Here is a 23,513-nt window from a genome sequence, read left to right as displayed (position 1 = left end):
ACATTTTCGAATTTATACGCCAACTTAGTCAATAAGTCAGTTTTTTATGACCACTCAACCCTATTTGTGGGAGCTCGCTTGAGGTAAACTCAGATTTATAACGACTCTCTGCTCAGGATTGATCATTTGATAAGTATCCTGCCAATATTTTTTGATGAGTTTATCCATTAATCCGCTTGCTTTTGCTTGCTTCAATGCTTTCTCGATAATGGGTTGATAATCAGCTGCCGCATCAGAAAGGTAAAAATAGAAATCTTTATCGTAAACAAGCATAAGGTTCTGCTCTACGGCAAGATGAGGGTTTTGCTTAGCTTCGCCGATAATCTCTGTCATCCCCCTAGGAAAGTAATTCACTTCGCCATCTGGTGCTAACTTGGAATACAGGGTTCTCCACTCTCCATCCTCCAAATAAACAGGCAATTTATTGGCTTTCCATACATCAACATCATACCAATCCACACCAAGCCCCGCAATCATGCCTGTCTGCTGAAGATCTATTAATTTTTTGACTTTGTTGAATTTAATCTGAAGCTCAGGTGGAATGAGCAAAATTCGTTTCCCTATCATCCCATCGGTTAATGGCACGTTTACCACAGTATATTTCTGATTTCTCTCCTGTGTACCAATCAACCAAGTTAAAGAAAGCTGCCCACTTTCAACCATTTTTATTGCGCGTTTTTGTGGAATGTGATCTTTAGGTATTTCAATTGTGACCGCGTAACCTAGATCAACTAACGAGCTATAAAGCAAGTCGTGATAAAACTTATGTCCTCCATCTTTCTGTGAAGGCAGTATGAGTGTTAATTTATCGTGTGAGAAAGCCGCATTACAAACAATCAAAAGACAAATTAATAAAGCGCGCATATTTTTGTTTCCTTGATGCAAAAGGAATAAATTCTAGCGATAGCGATCAACAATCTTTTGATATTCGGACACTCCTGATTCACCGACTGTCTCCCTGAGTTTATCGATTCCAAGCTGCAATTGCTCAACTAACTTTTCATCAACTTTTTTATTGAATGCAAAGTAAAGATCTGCCTCACTAAGAATAAATACTGGCTCAAAATCATCCGTGTTATAGCCCTTATTCTTTAACCACCACTTAGAAACATTTTCTTCGTAAGCCCAAATATCAATGCGTTCTTTGGCAAGCTGATCTGCTAACGTCTCTGGTAACGAAGTCTCTTGCATCGCCTCTCTAGGAACACCAAGCTCAAGCATTAACTGTTCTCCAACATCATCACGGATAACACCGATACGGTATTGAACAAAATCGAGCGCAGAATGAATTTTAATAGCATGAGACTTTTTGGCCATCGCCACGATACGAGTGCGGCTCAAAGGGCCAACCCAAGTAAAAAGGTGTTCTCGTAATCGCGTTCGTGTTGTGGAAAACAGTACAACATTAGGCTTGCTCAAGGCAGTGCGGTAAGCCCTAGCCCAGGGCTGAACTTCTATATCATCAAAAGAGATGTCGACACCTTGAGATTTTGCCGCTGCAATCAGAACATCGATTGAAATCCCTTTCTTCTTACCCTCTTGTGTATAGTTATATGGAGGATATTCTTCCGTTAGAAAGCGGAGTTCATTCAACTCCAATGCCCCTGCTGAAAACGGAAATATCAAAAAAGCTATCGTCAGTCTTAAGAATGATTTCATATCGGTCATCGTCTATTAAATGTACGTATATCAATAAAATGTAGAGCCCCATATACCATTCGTCTAGATCAACCAGTGCAATTATCTTGCTATATACACCGTATCGATAAAGCAAAAAGGGCCTTTCGGCCCTCCTTATTCATTAACCAGAATAAGCTCATGTAGAAGATTAGAAAGATCATGGCCTGTGATGCTACCACCACTGATATCCATACCAATGAGTTGATCGACAACATTTTCTAGTTGAATAGATTGCGAACACTGACCACCCTCTCTTTCTATAACCAGCTCAATCGTATTGTTGTCAACGCTTGCCGATATATCAGATAGAAGATCTTCCATACTTTCACCTCCGACAAGAAGGTCAGATAGGTTGATCTTATCTTCAGAGACTCTGAAATCACTAACAACATCAGTACCCTGATCTAAATCCTGATTTCTCCAGACAAATTGGTCATAGCCTATACCACCTGACAATATGTCATTACCTGACCCGCCAATTAGAATATCGTCTCCAGAGCCACCTAAAAGGATGTCACTACCAATCCCACCATCAAGTGTGTCGTTGCCACCTTGACCGAATAGAATATCATCGCCTTCTGCACCGGACATCATATCGTTGCGATCTCCATGGTGAGAGATATCAAAATCGTCGTAATTTTGGACAATAAAATGGTTCACATCTTTGGCTGAGATATCAGTTAATGGGCTATTAGTTTCAATGGCTACATATTTCTGAAGCGCTGAGACTCCTTGTCCATCAATATGCTCAAAGTTAATCAGATCTCCGAACAAAATATCATTGCCGATTCCTCCAGAAATACGGTCTTCACCCTGTTGTAAAGGTACCTCTTGACCAAGAATCGTCTCTGCCAGCGCATCAACATCAATATTGGGTGCGACAACAGCATCAGTATCATACTGGGATAGCGTCGCCGCATTAATACCATCACCGATACCAATCGCCTCAACAGATGATACTAACGCCAAGACTTGGTATGCGTGTCGGGTCTGAGTGGTAATAGAATTAATATCACTATATTCGAGGCCATTCGAATCCGTCAATTTACCTAGTCCTGCTCCCGTCAAAGGGGATATAACTATACCTGAACTGGATACTATCTCTTGACCTTTGTATGTCACCGACGTTCCAAACGTATAATCTAGTGGTAATACATCACGCAATGTTACGACATGTTTCGACAATGCATCATAGTCCAAAACAAGCTCATCAAATTGGCTCTCACCAACTTTGCTCTTTTGGATATAGTTCGGATACCCATCGGTGATAAAGTAAGTAATATTCTCAGCCTGAGTATTGGTGCTCGCATTGAACCATTCAACTACAGCGTCAAAGCTTGCTTCATAATTTGTATAACCATCGCCTTTGTTCTCTATTTTATCCAATTGCGTAATAAAATCAGAGCGTGCACTGGGTGAATTCAAGTCAACGGATATCGTTACCCCAGTATTCGTTGAAAATTCACTTAGAAGCATATTCACCTTGCCGGCGTTAGCACCCGAGTTTACTGTACTGTGTAACTGGTCAAACACCTGCAAAATTTCTGATTTCGCGTTTTCAACCGAGTCACCCATACTGCCGGATGTGTCAAGAACAAAAGCAAGATTGTAGTCTTGACCTGCAATGATCTGGATACCCTGAACATCTCCAACCATGATATCGTGCTCATCACTACCAGTAATGACATCATCACCATGTGAACCTGTAGTAAATTTATAGCTGTGAATATCATTGACTTTATTGACTGCAATCGTGGTGGTTGCTGTTTCAGAGCGTTGACCGTATGAATCGGTTACATATAGCTCTACTGAACGCTCGGTTTCATCAGGCCCAATACTCGTGTTTTCATATTGAATTCCTTTGAGAAAAGTTTCAAATTCAGCCGCCGATACACCATTAGGGTCATTAGTCGTGATAAGTAAGCCTAATCCCGTTGCTGTATTGATTTGAGTCACCGAGAAACCAGACATTGGTGTCCAAGTAAGCCTATCGCCTTCGTAGGCTGTTGTTAATAGCACTTGCATGGACAAAATAGAGTCTTTGTCATCAAATATGTCGACATCGGTATCCACAATTGAAATTGATCCAGTTCCCTCAGTAAACTCCGTGCTGTAGTCAACGTTAGTATCTTGCTTGGCAATTTTGATCACCAAATCGTCATAGTCGTTGTCATCATGAGCAATATTAACTTGGTCATCAAAGTTAATTATTGTATCCCCATTTTCGTTTACAGAGGTCCTCATAAGAGAGGCTTCATCATGGCTTAGCAATACTTGGACATGAGAGTGTAGATTACCGTTAATAATAAGCCTGCCATCATTATCAACCTCAAATCTTGCCCCTACGGGCGCTCTCTCCACTAAATGAGCACCATCAGCAATGAGGAAATATTCAACATTGTCTAAGTTGCCAAGTGTCGCGAGAACAGGGTCAAAACCATCTTGGCGAGAATCATGAGAATCTGACATCAAAATCTGCAGCTGTTGCGTGTCAGATTCTGGATCATAAACGTAATAGCCAAATACATTACGGTAACCCGCATCTTCACTAACAAACTCAATTTGATATTGGCTTCCATCCAAGTCTATTATTGGTTTTTCGTTGTCTTCAATCGTTGCTTTCGCGCTTACCTCACCAGACTGGTATTCCGTTTTTACTGCAAGCAGAAAAGTCTCATTATTTTCAGACACATCATCATCAACCGTTTTAACGACAACTGAAAAATGACTTTCACCAGATGGCAAATCAAATTCAAATAGACCATTTTGAATCGAAACAGTCTCGGTTTGTTCAGGATCACCATAGAGGATGGTCACTGTACTGCCATCAAAGTCCTCTGGTGACGATGCTTTTCTTTCTTTGAGCTCAAGTATCACATGTGTATCTGTTGTACTTTCACTAGACAGTTCAACATGAAAGACAGCATCATCCGCTTCCGCCACTGTTACTTCACTAATATGAGTAACAACTGGACGGTCATCATCCAAACCGAGACTGCCATCATCGATTATGGTTGAAATACTCGAATCATGGCCTTTAGCACCATCAACACCAGTTACGATGAGTTCGAATCGTTCTGCACCTTCATAAACGGGATGTGTATTGTCGTCTGCAGTTTGCACTGTCACTCGGAGCTGTGTTATTCCCGCAGGCACAACAAGGTCACCATTTTCTCCGAGCGACAGTGTTTGCCAACCTTGAGAATCTTGGTATGCCACTTCCATTTGAGTGATATCATCAGCATTGGTTTCTATGTGAGCGAGTGACAAATTTACTATCACTGGCTTATCGGTATTTTTACTCAGCGATACCATAAACTCTGAAGATAAACCTTCACCAATATTGTTGCCTTCAGAGATAGATACTAACGGGATATCAATATCTTCAATCGTACCTAAACCCGAATCAGTCAGATCAAAACTATCACCGCCGACTACCGCACTGGCTCTTACGTCAAGCGAAAAGGTTTCAGTACCTTCAAAACAACCATCGCTTGCAGTTTGTATGGATACTTGAATATTGCTTGCATTTCCGGGGAGTGTGTAACTGCCGTCACTATTGACCGCGGCTGTGTAATCGACACCTTCCACTTCATAACTCACCGTCATAGGATTGAGCACAAAGTCTTCCCACTCCGCACTATGACCATCTACATTCAGTGAAAACTCATAGGTTACATCGCCATCGACTTGATTGGATAGCTCAATATCGAACACTACCGACTCACCTTCGACCACAGCCTCTGAGCTGACTGTTAGATGAGGGGTGTCGGCGTTATTGATTCCATCCCGATCATCGCTAATGGTTCCCTCACCTGAATTGGTGACGTTAAAACTGTTCCCGCCAACCGTCGCCTTTGCTTTTGCTGTCAAGGTGAAGGTCTCTGAGCCCTCAAAAATACTGTCGTTAACTGTTTGTAGAGAAACTTGAATATTGCTTGCATTTCCGGGGAGTGTGTAACTGCCGTCACTATTGACCGCGGCTGTGTAATCGACACCTTCCACTTCATAACTCACCGTCATAGGATTGAGCACAAAGTCTTCCCACTCCGCACTATGACCATCTACATTCAGTGAAAACTCATAGGTTACATCGCCATCGACTTGATTGGATAGCTCAATATCGAACGATACGACACCACCTTCGACCACAGTCTCTGAGCTGACTGTTAGATGAGGAGTGTCGGCATTGTTCATTCCATCCCGATCATCGGTAATAGTGCCTGTTCCAGAGTCGGTCAGATCAAAGCTATTATCACCCACAGTCGCCGTTGCTCTCACATCTAAATTAAAGGTCTCAAGACCTTCAAAAATAGTGTCATTAAACGTCGGTAGCGACACCTGAATATTATTTGCATTACCGGGGAGTGTGTAACTGCCATCGCTGTTGGCCGCTGCCGTATAACCCACGCCATCGACCTCATAATTCACCGTCATAGAATTAAGTACAAAGTCTTCCTGCTCTGCACTATTGGCATCTAAGCTCAGTGAAAACTCATAGGTTACATCGCCATCGACTTGATTGGATAGTTCAATATCAAATACCGCTATACCTCCCTCAACCACATTTTCTGAGCTAACTGTCAGTATTGGAATATCATTGTCTTGAATGGTTGTCGTTAGCTCTCCACCACCCACCGTGCCAAAACCAGATGTCAGATCGAGCTGAAAATTTTCACTGCTTTCAAATACATTGTCATCGGTAGTGCCAACTGAAATGTTGAGGGATGTAACACCAGCAGGAACATTTACCGTTCCATCAGGTGAAACAATAAGTATTAAACCATCAGGTGTTGTCACTATCATCGATGAAAGATCGCCCGATTCGGCAGATGGGGTTGATAGAGATAGATTTATCTGAGTACCTTGTGTTGATGGTTTGTCAAAAGTAGCAACATATACCGCGGAATCACCTTCATTAACAACGCTTGGTCCAACTAGCGAGATTTCAGGTATCGGGGTGACCTGAAGGTTGACTGTGGCGGTATCTGTTCCACCATTTCCATCATCAACCGTGATCTCAAATGAATCTGCACCATCAAAATTGAAATTTGGTGTGTATATCCACACACCAGTGCTTGAGTCGATTGACACAACACCGTTTGCAGGACCCGATGTAATCACAAAAGACAATATGTCTTGAGAGTTAGGATCAGTTGCAAATACCTGACCACTCACCGGATTGTCTTCATCTGTAACAACAAAAAGATTATCGGCTAGGGGTGAATCATTTAAATCAGTCAAAGTAGGCGATTGTTGAAATGCGCGATATTGCTCGAAAAGCGTTAGACTTTGAGTTTCCGATAAACCTAACTCACTCAACAAACCTTGCGTATCAAAATTTGTACTTGGACGAGGCTCCCCAGCCAAGGGCTCAATAGTCCCCATTGACGAAATACTCGAGCTCAGTTGACTGCCTGCTGCAGTGGTAAATTCATCACCCAATCCTGCTGGGTCTTGCCCTTTCTCAACTGTGTTAATAATCTGGTCGACATCTTCGGTGATGTCTTGGATATCAGCATTTTCGTCAACCAGGCCAACCGAAAGACTATTGACAGAATTGACTTGAGAATTCGTTAATACAAGATCTCCAGGCGTGAGTTCTCGAAGATCATCCTTTACAATACGCGCATGACCATCACCGTTGATAATGACTCTTTCAGCCACTGACATAGTATTGCCAGCTACGGATAAACCAACACCCATGAGAACTCCTATTCATTTTTTTGACTTAGCGCATCACAATCAAGCTAATTAACTGACAAACGCGGCATATCCCCATGTACCAAACCAACTCTTGGGCACATGTATACAAGTGCGGATATTAGACAGCTTTCACCCATATGCAAGCAATTGAATATCAAGAGACTGCTATTTTTTCAATATCTTAAGCTCGCTCTCGAAAAACATTAGATCGCATTAACGGACTACAAAGCAGTCATTTGTCAGTGCAACCCGATCCAGACTTAGTGAAGTTATGCATTGCGGAGGAATATGACTGCAACAGGAGAAGACACAACTGAATTTGGAGAATACACTTAGCTAGAAGTCACTCATGCCTTTGAACAAAACTTAACCAAACACAATATTTGGTGTATAATTATTATGCAAACCAGCGCATTAAAAAATAATAACAACGCTGTTTAGTTAACAATGTCAGAGGGAAAGGCAATGAAACGGGATATGTTTGGTATTTGCGTGTCTAAATCTATGCTATCACACAACCTATCTAGCACATTTACACACGTTAGGGCTTATGAGAAATCTAAGCACAACGATAAAATCAAAGTCATGTGTTCGTACCCACAACTTTCAGGGCAAGAACTGCTTACCACAATTAGATCGTCGAGAAACCTATTATGGCGAGCTGAATTTATATGCCCAAGCAATAAACAATAAAAAAAGAGAGCGTTCCTCGCTCTCTATCTTTTTATACCGCTGTTGTTTTACGAGATGAAGCGATAAGCTCAGACAAAAAGGTTATCCACCTTTTAGCTTGATTTGACGGCTCAATCTGGTCTGCCTGTTTTGCTTCAAGCAAAGCGTTGTCGAGCTGATTAAGTTTATAAAACGCCAGACATTTGACCAAAGCAACATCCATTTCTCTCCCTTTTACTCTATCAAGTATTGGGATAGATTCGTCATAGAGGCCCTGCTGAACAAGCAGTTTGGCGAGGTTCCAATTGTATTTGGGGTCCTGTTGCGCTGCTTTGTTCCAGACTGAAATCGCCAAATCCCACTGCTTAGCCGTTTGCCAATAACTTGCCTGTTCAGCAAGCAGTTGGGAGCTGGTCTGAGCCCCCTCTAACTGACTGATTTCTATCGCGGCTCTCTCTGGAATTCCTTGTCTAGCATACATCTGAGCTAATAAGTGTCGATCGCTTTCACTTAGAGGCAATCCGTTCAGCTTAGCAAGCGATAGTGTACTAAGAGCCTGCCTTTGTTGCCCTAATTGCATCTGCAAAACCGATAGTTGCCTCCACCACTGCAACTTATCTGGTTCTATTTCTATGAGCAGAGCCAGTGTATCTATCGCATCATGGGAACGCTTCAAGGCTAACTGAGCTCCAAGCTTTATAGTAAGCGCTTGTCGTCGGTCCTTGATGTCAGTGTCTAAGTAGCGATCTATAGTGACAATAACATCTTCCCACTGCTCGAGCTGATAGTGAGATTGCGCAACCCGCAACCAAACATCTGGTTTTAATTGCGCTAGGGGAACCACTTTAATCAATTTATAATAGTGTTTTAGCGCTTGTTTAAATGCGCGTTCGTTGAGATAAAGGTCTGCCAGCATACGCTCACTAACCCAAGCTTGGTCATCTTTTAGCTGCTCACTAGACACAGCGTACTTCAACTGTTCAATCGCTTGCTGCGTTTGCCCATTTTGCCAGTAAAAAACACCCAACATTCTTGCAATGAAAGCTTTATCATAATCAAAAGAAGCCTCGGTTTTACGCAAGATATCAATCGCTTTTTTCAGGTTATCATCTTGAGCCAGCTGATTTGCTTGTTGTAACCGCCCCGCGACATAATGGCTGAGATCCCGAGAAGCTGCGACCGTTGAAACAAATAACATCACCAATAAAATAAAGTGTTTAATCATCTAAATTAAACTCCAATGTGGCCGTATGTCCTACTTGAGAAACGGCTTGTCCATCGACAATCTTTGGCTGATATTTCCACTTTTTAATCGCATAAATTGCTTCACGATCAAAGATATATTTGGGCTGTGATTCCTGAATCTGAATATCAATAGGTTTACCCGTTGGATCAATTGTAAACCGGACCATCACATAGCCTTCCACTTTCCTTCTGATAGCCTTAGGAGGGTAACGAGGATCGACACGATAGATAGGCATAGCTTGCTGCTGAATACCAAAATCACCAAATGTCGGTGCATTGATTGATAAACCATCAATACTAGTATCTAGAGCAAGCGAAGACATCTGCATCGCAGCAACTTCCGCTATATGGTTGTCGATACGCTCCGCAGGGGCTGACGTCGGCATTTTAGGGGGCTTAGGCTGCTCAGGAACACTTCGCTGACGGTGTTGTGGATCAGACTCATTTTCAACAACAAGCATATCAAATTGCAGTGGTGCTTTATCGACTAGATCAGGCCGATTAGCAAAATTGACCATCCATGCCATTACAGTGAAAACGGTTAGAGTACATATCCCTGCGATTGGAATTGCCATTAACCAACGCACCATCACTTTTTCTCCGCAGCCAGCGCAATACTTTTAACTCCCGCTGATTTGGCAGCGTCCATCACTTTCACGACGGTTCCACTATAGGCCTGTTCATCGGCTTGAATAACAAGTGCAGCGTCAGGCTTATCAAGAAGTAAGTGTTCCAAAGCAGCTTGTACGCGCTCTACATCAATCACTCTCTTATCAACATAGATTTCATTTGCAGAAGTAACAGCGACAAAAATACCCGCGTCTTTCTGACTTGCTGCATGACTTGCCTGAGGCCGATTAACCTCAACACCTGATTCTCTAACAAAGGAACTAGTGACAATAAAGAAAATCAGCATGATAAACACAATATCCAGCATTGATGTCAGATCAACCTGAGCTTCTTCTTGCTTATGGTGACGTCGACCCAGCCTCATCGCTGACTCCTTAATGATTTTTCCAATTTTATTTCTCTTACTTGGCAAGCTTTGAGTAGGCGAGCATGACAAAACATCCCAAATAAGGCTGCCACCATGCCACCCATAGTCGGTAAAGTGGCTAATGATATACCAGACGCCATAAGCTTGGGATTGCTGCTCCCTTGCTGTGCCATGACATCAAATACCGATATCATCCCCGTCACTGTCCCCAAAAGTCCAAGCATTGGGCATATTGCAACCAAGACTTTAATAATGGGTACATTTTGGTATAACTTGGCATGTGCTTGTGCCAACCATCCTTCACGAATTGAACGGGCATACCATGAATGTTGCTCATGTCTTTCGTGCCAAGCCTGAATCCAACGTTTTCTTTGCTTAGGAAATTCGACAAACAGGTAAATCAATCGCTCTATCATCAACAGCCAACACACAGCAACCACGCCAAATAACCACCAAAGTAACTGACCGCCCTGTTGCATAAAGCTGTTAAAGGACGCTAACCACTGGTTCCCTGCAATAATATCGGGCAATATTGCAATGAATGAATCCATTAGGCGACTCTCTCTAGAGAGGCCTCATTGCCAATAGAGTCTTTCTCTGCCTGCTGTGCAACCAAAGAAATACCCTGTTTTTCCAAAGTGTTGCGAATAAGCTCTGCTTGTGAACTGAGTACATTATGAGCGAGCAAAAGAGGCATAGCGGCAATGAGTCCAAGCACGGTTGTGACCAACGCCATTGAGATTCCACCAGCCATGACTTTAGGATCACCGTTACCAAATTGGGTGATTATTTGAAATGTCTCAATCATACCAATGACTGTGCCTAGTAGTCCTAACATAGGTGCTAAAGCAGCCAATAATTTGAGCATAGATAAGCCCTTTTCAAGCAGAGCTTGCTCATCAACAACAGCCTCCAGCAAACGTAACTCAAGCGCTTCAACATTTAATCGTTTATCTTTGCTATACACAGACAGAATGCGACCCAATGGATTATTGCCCAGAATATGAGGTGATTTAAGTTGGGATCGAATCTTTTGCCGAGTCATCGATAAGCTCACTCCTCGAACAGTCGCAATGACAAGACCAACCAAAAGTAAGCCAATAATAACTTGCCCAACAACTCCACCAGCTTTTACCCGATCCATGATACTAGGACGCTGTGCTAGCTGCTCCAACAGTTGACCTCGAGTGGGATCTAATATTAGAGAAGCACCCTGCTCCGATCTCAGTGTAGAAATTGACGTCATATTGTCAGGTTGCTTGGAATAAAGCTGAGCTTCTCTTTCCTGTGCATCCCACTTCAAATATCCGTGCTGTGAAATTAATCCTAGCGAGCCGATTCTAAAAGCTTCTTGTGGCTGAACTTCTCCGGCACCATTTACGAAATTTAATTTAACTGGTACAAGCTGGCTACTTGCTTGTACTTGTTCTTCAAATGCTCGCCATAAGCCGGTGAGTTGCTGCATCGATGGTAATTCCGTGGCGGCGGCTACATTATTGACAATATGGTTATAATTTTGTGCATCAACCGACGTTACAGAGTTAACCAGCTCAGATTCTAATTGCTTAGCGGTTTGCCTAACGACACCAAAGACCTCACCAAGACTACCTGTCTCTAAACGAAGCTTTTCTTCAAGCTTAGCCAGTTTTTTTTCATTCTCGGTGAACTGAGTCACCAGTTTATCATTACGTTTTTGTGTTTGTTCGCGCTTCTCAAGCAAAGAAGCCCTAAGTAAATTAAGCTCCTTTTCTGTTTGTTTGAACTTAGATTCTCGCTCTAAATTATGCTGCTCTTGTAGAGCACTTTCCGCTTTCGCTTTAATGACAAGATTATCGTCGGAGTGAGCCTCATGTGACAAAACAGATAAAGCCAACAAACAAAGGATTAATTGATATTTCATTTATTTAACCTCTGTTACATGTTGTGAAAGAGGTAACGTCAATAGACTTGGAGTCACTTGCTTTTGGGCAACATTGAAAGCGATATCCAGTTCTGGTTTTATCGAATGATCAAGAAGCTGCCATTGCTTCTGTGGCTGATTCCATGACCACGCTGTATTTCCATCTAAACTACGGGCCACCAAAGACACTCGCCCAAGGTGAAGGATTTGCACGTTACGCGCATTCTCACCCACGGTGATCTTTCCTTGGTACGCACCAAGCTTTACACCATACTCAAGTTCTATCTGATACGCTTCAAGAATACGGCGATACTTCTCAGCGTCGCTGACATCAGCACGAATCATCGTTTTTTCAAGTTTGGCAATACGCTCTAAACGCGCTTCACGTTTTATTGGCAGGTCTTGTTCAATAAAGGTTTTTAGTCCAGAGATCATTTGATACATCAAAGGCACAATACCCCGACGTGTGTTGTTTATTTCTTTTATCTGAGCTTCTATGTTCGATGCTTCTTTGGACTGGCTGTCTATCAAAGCAGTAAGATGGTTTTGGTAGACCTGTAGATTTTTGATCTCTTCCTCAAGCTGTTCTATTTCCTTTTGCAGAACGAGAGAGTTCTCAGCAACTTTATCTATTTGCTTTTGACTCGATGCCGAAGAAGCGTTCGTACTTTGTTGAATGGACTGCGCACTACCAAAGTTTGTCGCAACAGTATTTGTGCTTAGTGATACGATAAGCAACGCGAAGCAGGGTTTAATTAGATTCATAACGGGTCAATTTTAAAGCAGCTCATTGGATTATTGAGACGCAATCTCATTTACATTCAGTGCATATTAACGTGATTACAAAAAAATTCAATTATCTATCTGCTTATTACTTAACATAAACGCTCAAAGATGATGGATTTTACCTCAACTTTTGGCTAACACATAAAATAACAACATTTACTACACGTTGAATAGGCTTCTACTCGGTTAGCAAATCCAGCTATTTATCGGCAACGCCAAAAAGCCACACTGAGTTCAAAAGACTGCGAAGTTTTATTTTGGTCGCTCTCCAATGCGTGGTTGGCGTGCAAGGTGCGACGCTGACAAGATGCTGATATGAATGTTGATCCAATATCACTTCTCCTCCATGCGCAAGTAATAACGTTTTAGGTTCCAAGCTATAAATACGCTCTAATGATTGGCGATATTTATTTGGGTGAAATATCGGAAAAGGTGCGATTAAGCGCTGCTTTACTTTAACGATTAAGTCAGCAACATAGAGAATACCTTGCTGCTGATGATAAACAGACAAATCTCGGTCTGTATGGCCCGGCGTTTCTAATACCACCCAATCTTCAAATTGTGGAATCGACTGACCATCTTTCAACTTAACATCAGGCTGCAAATACCTTGGATACCAAAGATTTCTTTTGGGTTTTCGCAATCGTCCCGCTACCCACCGAGCAAGTATTAAATCGGTAAAATGCATCAGCATACCGTCAAACCCACCATACCACTGCGTACTTTTATCTGCTGACACTATGGTACAACCCGTTAAATCCCTCAATTTGTGAGCTGCCCCAGCATGATCCGGATGCATATGCGTGACAACCACCACTTTTAAGTTAGAAAAAGGCTGGCCAATGACATCGGTAATATAGCTTTCTATGTTGGGGATATCGGCGCGGCTTGCACCATCCAAAAGCATGAGTTTATTCTCATATTCAACGAGATATATTTTTTGGATGTAACCACGGATGTCATGCAATTTCATTTCTTAACACAATAGTAACAATTTCTGATTGGTTTAATTTAGCAACCTATGCTTAATTAAGAAGCTGACAAGCTTAATATCGTGAAGTCTGACCAGTTATTTATCTGTCCATCCCAAGCAAAAAATGAATTTTGTTAGAGTTGAATCTAACTTTTGCATATATACATATAAACTTGAGCTTAAAGTAGCTTGATATCGAAATAGAGAGGGGAAAATGAACATTATCGGCCATCGTGGTGTGGCAGGACACTACCCAGAAAATACCAAAGTAAGCATAGAAGCCGCTGCCAGACTCGGACTAGAATGGGTCGAAGTAGACGTCCAACCCACTAAAGACAACATTCTTGTTATTTGTCACGATCACACTATTGACCGCTGTAGTGACGGTACTGGACGCGTCGATCAACATACTCTGACTGAGCTAAGGCAATTTGATTTTGGTGCCAAATTTGGAGACTCTCCTCTTGAGCAACCAATAATGACATTAGCCGAACTTCTCTTATTGGCTCACAATCTAAAACTCAAACTTAACTTAGAACTAAAGATAGACCGACACAACAAGACCAAGGTAGCTGAGCTTTTAAAACATGATCTTGAATCTTCTAGGTTAGATAATGAGTCCATCCTGCTTTCAAGTTTTGACCATGATACCCTAATCGAACTTAATGCTGCATTACCCAACCATCGAATTTCAGTCCTAACAGAAAAACTACGGACGAAAGATATCCAGTTGCTGGAACAGATTTCAGCGTTCGGCTGCAATCTCAACTACCGATTTGCGACCCAAAGAGACATCACTAGGTTACAAAATACCGGCTATCGAGTTTGGTGTTATACCGTCAACAAGCCTGAAGATATTCACCATCTTAACGGGTTGGATGGCATTTTTAGTGATTTCCCCGAGCGATTTTTAGGCTAATAGTCTCTCGATAACTTAGATTCACGGCTTCTCGATACGGGATAGAATCACTTAGTTTCTTTATCACCCCATCCAAAATAAGATCATAATTATCGCTATTATTCAACGCCTTATAGTAACCAAACTAGAGTTCCTTCACGACCATTATGTCAATAGCAGAAATTTTTCCTTGAAACACAGCAATAAAACAACTACTGTATACTTATACAGCATGTATATAAGGACAGTGCTTATGTTTCATTTACACACAACCGATCACTCAGCCGCTACATATTCCCATAGCGCCAATCAGACCGAATCAATTAGGCGCTTAGCGGGGCTATCTCGCCAAAATCAATGGATTTTGTTTACCGCAGAGTGCCCTAGGCCAAGTTTAGAGTTATTTGTGGCTTATAAAGTAAGCTGCAACAACATTGTTCATATGAAACCCTCAAAAACTCTGCCAGAGATGGCGATTGTAGAAAAAGCGATTAAATCAGGTAACGCGAGTGCGGTTGTGGCTTCAGGTAACATCAGCTTAGCGGATCAACAATTGCTCACTAGCTTGGCCAATCAGCATCACTGTGAAGTGTTCTTTATTGACAAAGAATATGGCCACTATCATTAGTCAAATAACCAGATCTCTTCACCATGATGTCAATCCATGATGTGCTCATTTAAATACAAAATGCAAACGTTTGCTTTTTTGTGGCAGCTTGTAAGATTTCTGGTATGATTCAGTGAAAATCGGTGGTAACTCATATACAACCGTAAATTCATGACACAGATAGGATTATCCAGATGACTCTTGCGGATCAAGTTCTTGCTACAAATGATGACCTTCCCATTCGTACTGACAAACCAGTTCATAGCGGTAAAGTTCGTTCTGTTTATTGGCTAACCGAGCAAGATAGCCGACGTCTTATTCAAGAAAAAGGCTATGATGTCGCTCCCGATGCACCTCTAGCCATTATGGTGATCAGCGACCGCATTTCAGCCTTTGATTGCATTTGGCACGGGAAAGGTGGATTGAAAGGCGTTCCGGGCAAAGGTGCTGCACTTAATGCTATTTCGAATCATTGGTTTAGTTTGTTCAAACAAAATGGCCTTGCCGATAGCCATATACTTGATATCCCCCACCCACTCGTCTGGATAGTACAAAAAGCCAAACCGATCATGATCGAAGCCATTTGTCGACAATATATCACTGGTTCAATGTGGCGAGCTTATGAAAAAGGTGAACGTAACTTCTGTGGTATCGAGCTCCCAGAGGGGCTTGGAAAAGATACTCGCCTCCCTGAACTACTGATGACACCATCAACCAAGGGGGTTCTAAAAAACATTCCTGGGGTACCAGAAGCGGATGATGTAAATATTACTCGGCAAAATATCGAACAAAACTACAGTGCGTTTAATTTCTCTAGTATCAAGGATATTCAGTTATACGAAAAACTGCTCAGCGAAGGGTTTAACGTGATCAGTAAAGCGCTAGCAGAAGTTAAACAAATCTTCGTAGATACCAAGTTTGAGTTTGGCTATGTTCTAGACGCATCCGGACATGAGAAGCTGATTTACATGGATGAAGTCGGCACTCCAGATTCTTCTCGTATTTGGGACGAATGCGAATATAACAATGGTCGCATCGTCGAAAACTCTAAAGAAGGTTTCCGCCAGTTTCTGCTCAATTATTTTCCTGACCCCGATATTCTACTGAACAAAGAACGGATGGCGGAAAGAGAAGCGTTGGCTAGAAATAATGAACTGCCCTCTGAAGCTTTAATGGATATTTCTAGGACTTATATCAATATCGCGGAAAAGATAACCGGCAAAGAAATTCAGTTATCCAGTAATCCAAAACAAGAAATTATAAATATTCTGAACAATGATTATGGTCTGATTGACTAATAAGTTATTATTATTCGCCATAAAAGCGCTTTAGAACTGAATACGATTCTGACTCTTGAAGTAAATCCTATTTAAACTAAAGTGCTTTTGACTCTGCAAACTTCATTCAAATTTTTTATCTCTCGTGTCCTCATAATAATTAGCTTTCAATTGTTAACTTAGTTGCATAATGATAGCATTCTCCAAAAGGAGGAAGCTATGACATTATCATCCGATTTGATTGCATTTTGGGAGAGCTTTGATTGGCCATGTGGATTGAAAGATCCAAATTATCGCTTCGTTTACATTAATCCTGCATATCGAAGAATGCAGAACTTATCCAAATCTTATGATATTGAAGGACGTTTGGATGGTGAACTGCCAACTGAAACACATGAGTTTCAAGACGCTTTCCAAGCTCATGATCAACTGGTTATTGATACCAATGAAACCAAAAGCTCAATTGAAATTCATCCTTTTGGCAAAAACAAAATACTTGAGGGTTGGATCTTTCACAAAAAGCCTTTCTATATAAAGGATAAATTTATCGGCGTATTTTTTTGGGCTGAGCCAGCAAGAAAATTTGATACTGATATATACACAACTTTTGGTGCTAAACCGATTTCTATTACATTAAACCCTCCCACATCAACACTAACTAAGCGCGAATGGGAAGTACTATACTTCCTGCTAAAAGGTGAAAATACCAAAACTATTGCCACCCAACTGGCGCTGCAAGTTAACACGGTAAGAAAATACTTAGAGGGCATACGCTCAAAACTAGGCGTTTTTTCTCAAAAGCAGACCGTCGATTACTGTAAATCTAATGGATGGGATAGATATGTACCTTCAAAATACATAATTAGACACAAAATACTCAATTAAAGAAGTTGAGTATTTTGTATATTAATGGTGACAAGTTTTGATATTGCCACCACTAATATTGAATAAAAAAGTGGCACTCACACTAATATACGCCACAAAAATTGCAGTTATTCTTGGCAAGGAGAACTGCAACTGAAATTGGTAATATTTGTCACTTCTAATCCGATACTTGGAGCATGATCAAACTATTTCCATCAACTGAGTATGGCGTATTAAGCATATATAACTACATGCAAATTGCCCATTGTGCGTTTACTTGATTTGAGAGATACTTATAGATCTTTAAAAGAAAAATATTGTTAGTCTTGATAATATTATGGAAGTTAACTAGCAAGGTCATCACTTCCAATAAGCTAATCTCTTCATCAATTGAACGGATTAAGTTCCTCAACTTTAGCGAGCTCTCGTATGAGTATCACCTCCACTGCCTTTCATGTGATTATGGGAACACCAGCAGCCACATCACTGCCCTTAAAATCCTGATTTGGACTCACACAGACCAATACTTTATCTGACTCTCGATAATTAAATGTTGATTTTGATGCTATAATTTACTCTATAATAAACCCAGAATAGATAATAAAAAGTTAATTTAAAGCCATAATATTTGAGCGTAAAATCTATATTTTAAAATATTAAAATTAATTTGATTTAATTTTGGACAGATATTGAGAATGTAATCTTTATTTTGGATACAATCGGCACCATTCATACATGGTAGGAAATAAATGATGCCATTACATACAAGCCAAACAGTCAATACTTATAATACAAAAAATCAAAATATCTCTGCTAGCACAAATGACTTTGAAAGCTTTTCTCGCAATATAAAGCGGATAACTAATGTTCCAACAGGTGTAATATATAGCCCATTTAATAACCAGGATATGGTGGCTCAAGCATTAGGCATTAATACCGCAAGAGTGTTAAACGGCAAAGAGCCCTTCCCGATCATATGCTGCCCTCTCAAGCGTGATGCATTGAAAAATGCAATAAAAGAATTCAAAGAAAAGGAGCTACAAGGTCGTTTGAAAGAAGGCAGAATTTATGAGAAAAAGCTCACCTCATCGATTAAACAAAGCGGCATTAAAGCGGTACACAGCACTTTCCCTGTGGAAACGAAAATACTCGGTGAATATCAGACTATTAACCGCCTCTCACTGGTAGAACCCAAAAACTTACCTGATCGAACGCTCGAAAATATTTACGTGATTGGTCATGGTGCAGCGGGATTACCTCGCTTATATCAAACAACCCAGTCCGAAGATGGCTGCCGGCCAATCTCTGACGTGATAAAAGAGATCACTCAACTCGTCGGAAAAAAGGTCAAACCCGATGTTAAAATTAAACTCACCTCCTGTGAAAGTGCGGATAGGGAAACGCTACAATCTTTTGATCAGATAGGCGACATATCAGAAAGCAAACGAGGTACTGAACCACTCGCTAAAACGGCAAAAACCGAAGCAAATAAACACCTTCCTCAATCTCGAGTATTTGGATATCACGGTCTAGGTGTCACTCGCGGAAGTGGGTACATATCACAAGCCAGATGTCTAGAATCAGATTTTGATAAAACCGTCGGCAAAAGCCACAACTGGAAAAAAGCGAGCACAGTGAGAGAAGAGTTTTAGGCACTATGTGTTAGCAAAAATTAAAGGGCCTCTGCTAAAGCATGCCCTTTGTTGTAAGTTTTGAAGCGCTTGGCGTACAAAAACATCAGGTTAGAAAGCAAAATTCGGTGTATTAAAGCCAAAGTATTTCAACTCATCTTGAGTTAAATAGTGCATATCTTCCGAAGATGCAGAGTATACAGTAAACCAATAAAACTCTTCTGGCTTAGTCAGCTCAACCTCTTGGTAATACTTGATGTATTCTTGATGCTGAGGATCGTCAACGGGAACATCGGCACCCTCGACAATATGGCTATTGCCGTCATCACTTGCCCACGAATGCACCCCAACTTTCGCACCTTGCTCAACTTTACGCTCCGTACCCGACAAAAATAAGTCCGTACCACCAGACTCCACTCTACTGTCACTTTCTAGCAAAGTACTGATTCCCAAATCATGGACCTTAGTCGCCAAGCGCAGATTCACTTCATCATCCAGAGAGCCTGGCACATTTTGCAAGCGGAGAAGTTGAATGTCAGGATAAAACTCCATCATTGACTGGAAAGCTTGATACGATCCCGAGCATATCTCACCGTTGACATTGGCTTGAGACAAATTTCTATCGACAACAAAGGTCAATGGCATCACATTGCCCTCCCTCGCTTCTTGGCAATCGGATTGAAATACGTAAGGCTTCTGATAGTCAGGGTTAGACTGGCAACCTATCAAGGCCACGACTGAGAAAAGGGCTGGAAATAAAAGCTTCAAGGTAACTCCAAAACACATAGATTCTAGGAGCATCTTATTGTAAAGCGATAATTTTTATATATAGTCCTTGTCAGCAATTGTCATTTTTCTGTTATTCGCTCTTTGGTTGGTACAAGGCGTTTACCCTTTCCCAGCGTTCAGTGAAAACTTACTTGCGTGTTATGTCAGTAACTTTGCTCAAATCATGATAATGAAAGATAACGAGTTAGAGCCCAGCCCTAACTCGGCAATGCCCCGAACCTTTCTAGCACAGGAATCTTGACTCATTTCGTTTGTCATAAATTGGCCTATTTTTGGTAATGCTAAAAATGCCAACGTACTGGTGACCATTAGCATGATTTAAATAGAAACCAGACAATTTTATTTCTTATTATAGTTACTTAGTTGCACATGCTGATTACTTGTTACTACTATGTAATAAAAAATAAAAGGTGCAGTGTGCTAGAACTTAAGTTTAACAAACGCAGTTATTCAGAAAACGTTGTCAGACAGGCACTATATTGGATGTCACACATCTCATCATGGCAACTAACTGACAATGAAGCAGAATGGATTATCGAATTTAACAAAAACAGTACCGATGTCGTTCATGAGTTTAATCGACTATTGAACGATTATTTATTGAGAGAAAAGCTGGATAAAAAAACAAGAATCATTAGAGAAAGCATAACGTTAGCTGTACTTGAATCAGTTGAACGGAAGTTGTCCTAATGAACGTACTTCCTTTTAACTTTGAATATATTGGGGAAGATTTAGTTTTTCTAAGTAACCAAGCGGGGTTCTTCGATTACCTGACCAAGTCTCAACTTGAAACGCTAATTGTATCAGATTCATCTGGTTCTCCTGATAAAGATAGGCTACTTGAATCAAAACTCTTCATAGCATCTTCTGACAACGAAAAGATTTCGATAAGTGCTATTGCATCAGCAATGTCAAAGCGGTTGATGAAAGCACTAAATTCTACTCCCATTTTCATGATTGTCCCTACTTTAAGGTGTGATCATACATGCCGTTATTGCCAAGTAAGCCGAGCATCCATTCATGCTAAAGAGTTTGATATGGATGAAAACAACATCATACCAATGCTTAAACAGATTAAGTCTTTATCTTCAGCACCATATAAGTTGGAAATACAGGGTGGAGAACCGCTTTTAAGATTTGACCTTGTTCAAAAAATTTACGATAAAGCAGTAATCATTTTGGGTGAAGGGCAATTTGAGTTTGTTATCGCAACAAGTCTTTCATTATTGAAAGACGAAATGTTAGTTTGGGCACGTTCTAAATCTGTTCATTTTTCTACGTCTATTGACGGTAGTCATGTTATTCACAATTCTCATCGTATACTGCGGGGTGGCGATTCATTTGAACTGGCGAAGCGTGGTATCGAAAAGATTAGGCAATGTTTAGGTGATAGTTCCGTAGCAACTGTTACTACAGTGACAAATGCACTACTTTCATATCCAGAGGACATTGTTGCAACTCATATTCAATTAGGATTAAAGGATATCTTTGTCCGACCTGTTAGTCCGTATGGTTTTGCAAATAATAACGGAACTGATGAATATGACATTACTGAATTCATGTCGTTTTATGAAAGGCTTCTAACCATCCTGAGTAAGTACCATCGGTACGGTAATAAATTGGTGGAACATTCAGCGCTTATCCATATCAAAAGAATCTTAAATGCTGAGTATAGCGGCTACGCTGACCTTAAGTCACCGAGTGGTGTGGTATTGAACTCTCTAGTTTTCAACTATGATGGTAGAATTTACGGAAGTGATGAAGCTCGGATGCTGCAAAAGTCAAACCCAAAAATTGATTTTTCCCTAGGTACAATTCAATCTCCACAATTTAAGAATAGCCAATTTCATCAATCTGTTATTTCTCAGTCTTTCTCCTTGTCACACCCTGGCTGTTATCACTGTGCTTTTCAGCCATATTGCGGTGCTGATCCCTGCCAAAACATAAGCGTATTTGGTGAGCCTGTAGGAGATAAAAGTCTGTCTCGTTTTTGTCAGTATCATAAATCCATGTTCAAGTTAATCCTAAATCATCTACACAAAGAAGATGATGTTGGGCTTATGTTGAAGGAGTGGGTGTATGGATGAAGTTTTAAGACCCGATATGTTTGAATTGAAAGAGTGCGATTTTAACCAAATTGGATTCTATCAATTAAGAAAATCAATCGTTGATATAGATGAGTGCTATTTAGAACAAGTTCTTATAGTTGAATCTAATGATCGCACTTTGTCTAGCGTTCCCAAGGGTTACGCTGGTGTAATTTACAGTAAAGCTTTGTTTCTTGCCATCTGTGAAGGAGATATTGCTACGATTAATTCGTTATCACAATTGAGAGTGATCCTGTCGCGAAATGCAAATCACAATACACTTTTAGTAACGGAGCGGTGCAATAATCTGTGCTTGTTTTGCTCTCAGCCTCCAAAGAAAGATCAAGACCAATGGCTTTTAACCTATGCGGCACAATCTCTTGCCGCATTTGATTTTGATGGTGAGATTGGTATTAGTGGTGGTGAACCTCTAATTTATGGTTCGGACTTTATACGTTTTCTTGATTTTGTATCTGTATATGCTCCCCGCACTCGGCTACATATTCTCACGAATGGCAGATCATTTTCCGATTTGTGCTTCACTAAACAGATATCCCTTCGCAGCGAAACTATGAAATTAGTGTTCGGAATTCCTCTTTATTCGAGCCGAGCACATGTCCATGATGAGCTTGTCGGGGCCAGTGGAGCATTCGCAGAAACAGTTACAGGTATGATTAATGCCGGTAACTTAGGTATTAACATGGAAGTAAGGTTCATTCCGACCAAAGTAAATGCAGATGATTTACCTTTGGTAGTTGAGTACATAAGTCGAGTGTTTTCTAGTGTTGTACAGCTATCGATTATGAATTTGGAAGCCACTGGGTGGGCAAAAAAAAACTGGGCTATTTTATATCATTATGTAGATGACTACATTGAATCGCTTCGACAAGGTATCAGCGTTGCTGAAGAATCTGGTTTGAATCCGACTCTATTTAATTTCCCTTTATGCCATTTGCCTGAACAAGTTCGTCCTTATGCCGTTAAATCGATATCTGATTGGAAAAACTACTATCCCAAAGAGTGTGAACAATGCCAGTTGTTGGAAAGTTGTGGTGGATACTTTGTTTCATCTAGGGGGAAATATCATCAGAATGCTAGGAGAATCATATGAAAAATAAATGGAATTTGGTCGCACTGCTACCGGGGTTTTTAGCGATGAGCACCTCATCGAAAGCGCAGGATGCCGTATTAAGTCATAATGAAAATAATTATGATTTAGACCTCGACAATATTGCGCTCGCACCACTTAACGTTGACATCCCGCTCTATCTCGCTGCTCACCGAAGTCATAGTAGCCATAGAAGTCATAGTTCACATCGTTCTTCTTCTGGCGGCTCTTATTAGAAGTGGACCCCAATGGTTGGACACATAAACTAATTCCTTAAGTGGTTGATCCAGCTT

At 40.9% G+C, this 23,513-nt stretch carries 21 protein-coding genes; 10 read left to right on the top strand and 11 right to left on the bottom strand.

Annotated elements, in window-relative coordinates; all coding sequences use genetic code 11:
* Positions 1 to 60: 60 nt before the first annotated feature.
* From QQK21_RS16315 to QQK21_RS16305, 3 genes are all read right to left on the bottom strand, one after another.
* On the bottom strand, positions 61 to 864 hold the full coding sequence (locus QQK21_RS16315) for a hypothetical protein (protein WP_284193252.1): 804 nt from the start codon (positions 862 to 864) through the stop codon (positions 61 to 63).
* A gap of 33 nt (positions 865 to 897) precedes the next feature.
* Positions 898 to 1,659, bottom strand: a complete 762-nt coding sequence (locus QQK21_RS16310; protein ID WP_284193251.1) for a substrate-binding periplasmic protein — start codon at positions 1,657 to 1,659, stop codon at positions 898 to 900.
* Between the two features lie 135 nt (positions 1,660 to 1,794).
* Positions 1,795 to 7,386 (bottom strand): Ig-like domain-containing protein, encoded by a 5,592-nt coding sequence (locus QQK21_RS16305; protein ID WP_284193250.1) that lies wholly within the window; start codon positions 7,384 to 7,386, stop codon positions 1,795 to 1,797.
* Positions 7,387 to 7,851: 465 nt separating this feature from the next.
* Between QQK21_RS16305 and QQK21_RS16300 the strand changes: the two genes are divergently transcribed.
* Positions 7,852 to 8,079, top strand: a complete 228-nt coding sequence (locus tag QQK21_RS16300; protein WP_284193249.1) for a hypothetical protein — start codon at positions 7,852 to 7,854, stop codon at positions 8,077 to 8,079.
* A gap of 31 nt (positions 8,080 to 8,110) precedes the next feature.
* Here the strand turns inward: QQK21_RS16300 and QQK21_RS16295 are convergent, their stop codons facing one another.
* The 7 genes from QQK21_RS16295 to QQK21_RS16265 form a co-directional block, all read right to left on the bottom strand.
* Positions 8,111 to 9,283, bottom strand: a complete 1,173-nt coding sequence (locus QQK21_RS16295) for a tetratricopeptide repeat protein (protein WP_284193248.1) — start codon at positions 9,281 to 9,283, stop codon at positions 8,111 to 8,113.
* The gene (locus QQK21_RS16290; RefSeq protein WP_284193247.1) at positions 9,276 to 9,893 is read right to left on the bottom strand and encodes an energy transducer TonB; all 618 of its coding nucleotides are present in this window, start codon (positions 9,891 to 9,893) and stop codon (positions 9,276 to 9,278) included. Before QQK21_RS16290 ends, QQK21_RS16295 begins: the two co-directional genes overlap by 8 nt.
* Positions 9,893 to 10,297 (bottom strand): ExbD/TolR family protein, encoded by a 405-nt coding sequence (locus QQK21_RS16285; protein ID WP_284193246.1) that lies wholly within the window; start codon positions 10,295 to 10,297, stop codon positions 9,893 to 9,895. The genes QQK21_RS16290 and QQK21_RS16285 overlap by 1 nt, the downstream gene beginning before the upstream one ends.
* The gene (locus QQK21_RS16280) at positions 10,294 to 10,851 is read right to left on the bottom strand and encodes a MotA/TolQ/ExbB proton channel family protein (protein ID WP_284193245.1); all 558 of its coding nucleotides are present in this window, start codon (positions 10,849 to 10,851) and stop codon (positions 10,294 to 10,296) included. The genes QQK21_RS16285 and QQK21_RS16280 overlap by 4 nt, the downstream gene beginning before the upstream one ends.
* Positions 10,851 to 12,200, bottom strand: a complete 1,350-nt coding sequence (locus QQK21_RS16275) for a MotA/TolQ/ExbB proton channel family protein (RefSeq protein WP_284193244.1) — start codon at positions 12,198 to 12,200, stop codon at positions 10,851 to 10,853. Before QQK21_RS16275 ends, QQK21_RS16280 begins: the two co-directional genes overlap by 1 nt.
* On the bottom strand, positions 12,201 to 12,965 hold the full coding sequence (locus QQK21_RS16270) for a DUF3450 domain-containing protein (protein ID WP_284193243.1): 765 nt from the start codon (positions 12,963 to 12,965) through the stop codon (positions 12,201 to 12,203). It lies immediately after the preceding gene.
* 220 nt (positions 12,966 to 13,185) lie between these two features.
* Positions 13,186 to 13,959, bottom strand: coding sequence for an MBL fold metallo-hydrolase (locus tag QQK21_RS16265; RefSeq protein ID WP_284193242.1), 774 nt, complete (start codon positions 13,957 to 13,959; stop codon positions 13,186 to 13,188).
* Positions 13,960 to 14,173: 214 nt separating this feature from the next.
* Here QQK21_RS16265 and QQK21_RS16260 point away from each other — a divergent pair, with 214 nt between their 5' ends.
* The 5 genes from QQK21_RS16260 to QQK21_RS16240 all read left to right on the top strand — a co-directional run bounded on the left by QQK21_RS16260 (position 14,174) and on the right by QQK21_RS16240 (position 19,257).
* Positions 14,174 to 14,878, top strand: coding sequence for a glycerophosphodiester phosphodiesterase family protein (locus QQK21_RS16260; RefSeq protein ID WP_284193241.1), 705 nt, complete (start codon positions 14,174 to 14,176; stop codon positions 14,876 to 14,878).
* A gap of 232 nt (positions 14,879 to 15,110) precedes the next feature.
* A complete protein-coding gene (locus QQK21_RS16255) occupies positions 15,111 to 15,485 on the top strand; it encodes a hypothetical protein (RefSeq protein ID WP_284193240.1) in 375 nt (124 codons plus the stop codon).
* Positions 15,486 to 15,658: 173 nt separating this feature from the next.
* Positions 15,659 to 16,762, top strand: coding sequence for a phosphoribosylaminoimidazolesuccinocarboxamide synthase (locus tag QQK21_RS16250; protein WP_284193239.1), 1,104 nt, complete (start codon positions 15,659 to 15,661; stop codon positions 16,760 to 16,762).
* Between the two features lie 198 nt (positions 16,763 to 16,960).
* Entirely contained in the window at positions 16,961 to 17,626 is a 666-nt protein-coding gene (locus QQK21_RS16245; RefSeq protein ID WP_284193238.1) for a helix-turn-helix transcriptional regulator, read from the top strand.
* A 728-nt stretch (positions 17,627 to 18,354) separates the two neighbouring features.
* Positions 18,355 to 19,257, top strand: coding sequence for a hypothetical protein (locus QQK21_RS16240; protein WP_284193237.1), 903 nt, complete (start codon positions 18,355 to 18,357; stop codon positions 19,255 to 19,257).
* A 90-nt stretch (positions 19,258 to 19,347) separates the two neighbouring features.
* Here QQK21_RS16240 and QQK21_RS16235 read toward each other — a convergent pair whose 3' ends face one another.
* Positions 19,348 to 20,004: a hypothetical protein gene (locus QQK21_RS16235; RefSeq protein WP_284193236.1), complete on the bottom strand. Its 657-nt coding sequence runs from the start codon at positions 20,002 to 20,004 to the stop codon at positions 19,348 to 19,350.
* A gap of 438 nt (positions 20,005 to 20,442) precedes the next feature.
* Here QQK21_RS16235 and hxsD point away from each other — a divergent pair, with 438 nt between their 5' ends.
* The 4 genes from hxsD to QQK21_RS16215 are packed head-to-tail and all read left to right on the top strand — an operon-like array spanning position 20,443 to position 23,456.
* On the top strand, positions 20,443 to 20,715 hold the full coding sequence (hxsD, locus tag QQK21_RS16230) for a His-Xaa-Ser system protein HxsD (protein ID WP_284193235.1): 273 nt from the start codon (positions 20,443 to 20,445) through the stop codon (positions 20,713 to 20,715).
* Positions 20,715 to 22,112, top strand: a complete 1,398-nt coding sequence (hxsB, locus tag QQK21_RS16225; RefSeq protein ID WP_284193234.1) for a His-Xaa-Ser system radical SAM maturase HxsB — start codon at positions 20,715 to 20,717, stop codon at positions 22,110 to 22,112. Before hxsD ends, hxsB begins: the two co-directional genes overlap by 1 nt.
* Positions 22,105 to 23,223, top strand: coding sequence for a His-Xaa-Ser system radical SAM maturase HxsC (hxsC, locus tag QQK21_RS16220; protein WP_284193233.1), 1,119 nt, complete (start codon positions 22,105 to 22,107; stop codon positions 23,221 to 23,223). The genes hxsB and hxsC overlap by 8 nt, the downstream gene beginning before the upstream one ends.
* Complete coding sequence (locus QQK21_RS16215) at positions 23,220 to 23,456, top strand: hypothetical protein (protein ID WP_284193232.1); 237 nt, start codon at positions 23,220 to 23,222, stop codon at positions 23,454 to 23,456. Before hxsC ends, QQK21_RS16215 begins: the two co-directional genes overlap by 4 nt.
* The last annotated feature ends 57 nt before the right edge of the window (positions 23,457 to 23,513 follow it).

It is taken from the genome of Vibrio zhanjiangensis (assembly GCF_030161235.1).
Taxonomy (GTDB): domain Bacteria; phylum Pseudomonadota; class Gammaproteobacteria; order Enterobacterales; family Vibrionaceae; genus Vibrio; species Vibrio zhanjiangensis.
This window is presented reverse-complemented; position numbering and strand designations above follow the sequence as displayed.

Bases quoted from the DNA above. Each gene is read 5' to 3' on its own strand.
- QQK21_RS16215 (WP_284193232.1), top strand. From the start codon at position 23,220: ATGAAAAATAAATGGAATTTGGTCGCACTGCTACCGGGGTTTTTAGCG.
- QQK21_RS16285 (WP_284193246.1), bottom strand. From the start codon at position 10,297: ATGAGGCTGGGTCGACGTCACCATAAGCAAGAAGAAGCTCAGGTTGAT.
- QQK21_RS16295 (WP_284193248.1), bottom strand. From the start codon at position 9,283: ATGATTAAACACTTTATTTTATTGGTGATGTTATTTGTTTCAACGGTC.
- QQK21_RS16310 (WP_284193251.1), bottom strand. From the start codon at position 1,659: ATGAAATCATTCTTAAGACTGACGATAGCTTTTTTGATATTTCCGTTT.
- QQK21_RS16270 (WP_284193243.1), bottom strand. From the start codon at position 12,965: ATGAATCTAATTAAACCCTGCTTCGCGTTGCTTATCGTATCACTAAGC.
- QQK21_RS16275 (WP_284193244.1), bottom strand. From the start codon at position 12,200: ATGAAATATCAATTAATCCTTTGTTTGTTGGCTTTATCTGTTTTGTCA.
- QQK21_RS16290 (WP_284193247.1), bottom strand. From the start codon at position 9,893: ATGGTGCGTTGGTTAATGGCAATTCCAATCGCAGGGATATGTACTCTA.
- QQK21_RS16255 (WP_284193240.1), top strand. From the start codon at position 15,111: ATGTTTCATTTACACACAACCGATCACTCAGCCGCTACATATTCCCAT.
- QQK21_RS16315 (WP_284193252.1), bottom strand. From the start codon at position 864: ATGCGCGCTTTATTAATTTGTCTTTTGATTGTTTGTAATGCGGCTTTC.
- QQK21_RS16305 (WP_284193250.1), bottom strand. From the start codon at position 7,386: ATGGGTGTTGGTTTATCCGTAGCTGGCAATACTATGTCAGTGGCTGAA.
- QQK21_RS16260 (WP_284193241.1), top strand. From the start codon at position 14,174: ATGAACATTATCGGCCATCGTGGTGTGGCAGGACACTACCCAGAAAAT.
- QQK21_RS16240 (WP_284193237.1), top strand. From the start codon at position 18,355: ATGATGCCATTACATACAAGCCAAACAGTCAATACTTATAATACAAAA.
- hxsC (WP_284193233.1), top strand. From the start codon at position 22,105: ATGGATGAAGTTTTAAGACCCGATATGTTTGAATTGAAAGAGTGCGAT.
- QQK21_RS16300 (WP_284193249.1), top strand. From the start codon at position 7,852: ATGAAACGGGATATGTTTGGTATTTGCGTGTCTAAATCTATGCTATCA.
- QQK21_RS16265 (WP_284193242.1), bottom strand. From the start codon at position 13,959: ATGAAATTGCATGACATCCGTGGTTACATCCAAAAAATATATCTCGTT.
- hxsB (WP_284193234.1), top strand. From the start codon at position 20,715: ATGAACGTACTTCCTTTTAACTTTGAATATATTGGGGAAGATTTAGTT.
- QQK21_RS16245 (WP_284193238.1), top strand. From the start codon at position 16,961: ATGACATTATCATCCGATTTGATTGCATTTTGGGAGAGCTTTGATTGG.
- QQK21_RS16250 (WP_284193239.1), top strand. From the start codon at position 15,659: ATGACTCTTGCGGATCAAGTTCTTGCTACAAATGATGACCTTCCCATT.
- QQK21_RS16280 (WP_284193245.1), bottom strand. From the start codon at position 10,851: ATGGATTCATTCATTGCAATATTGCCCGATATTATTGCAGGGAACCAG.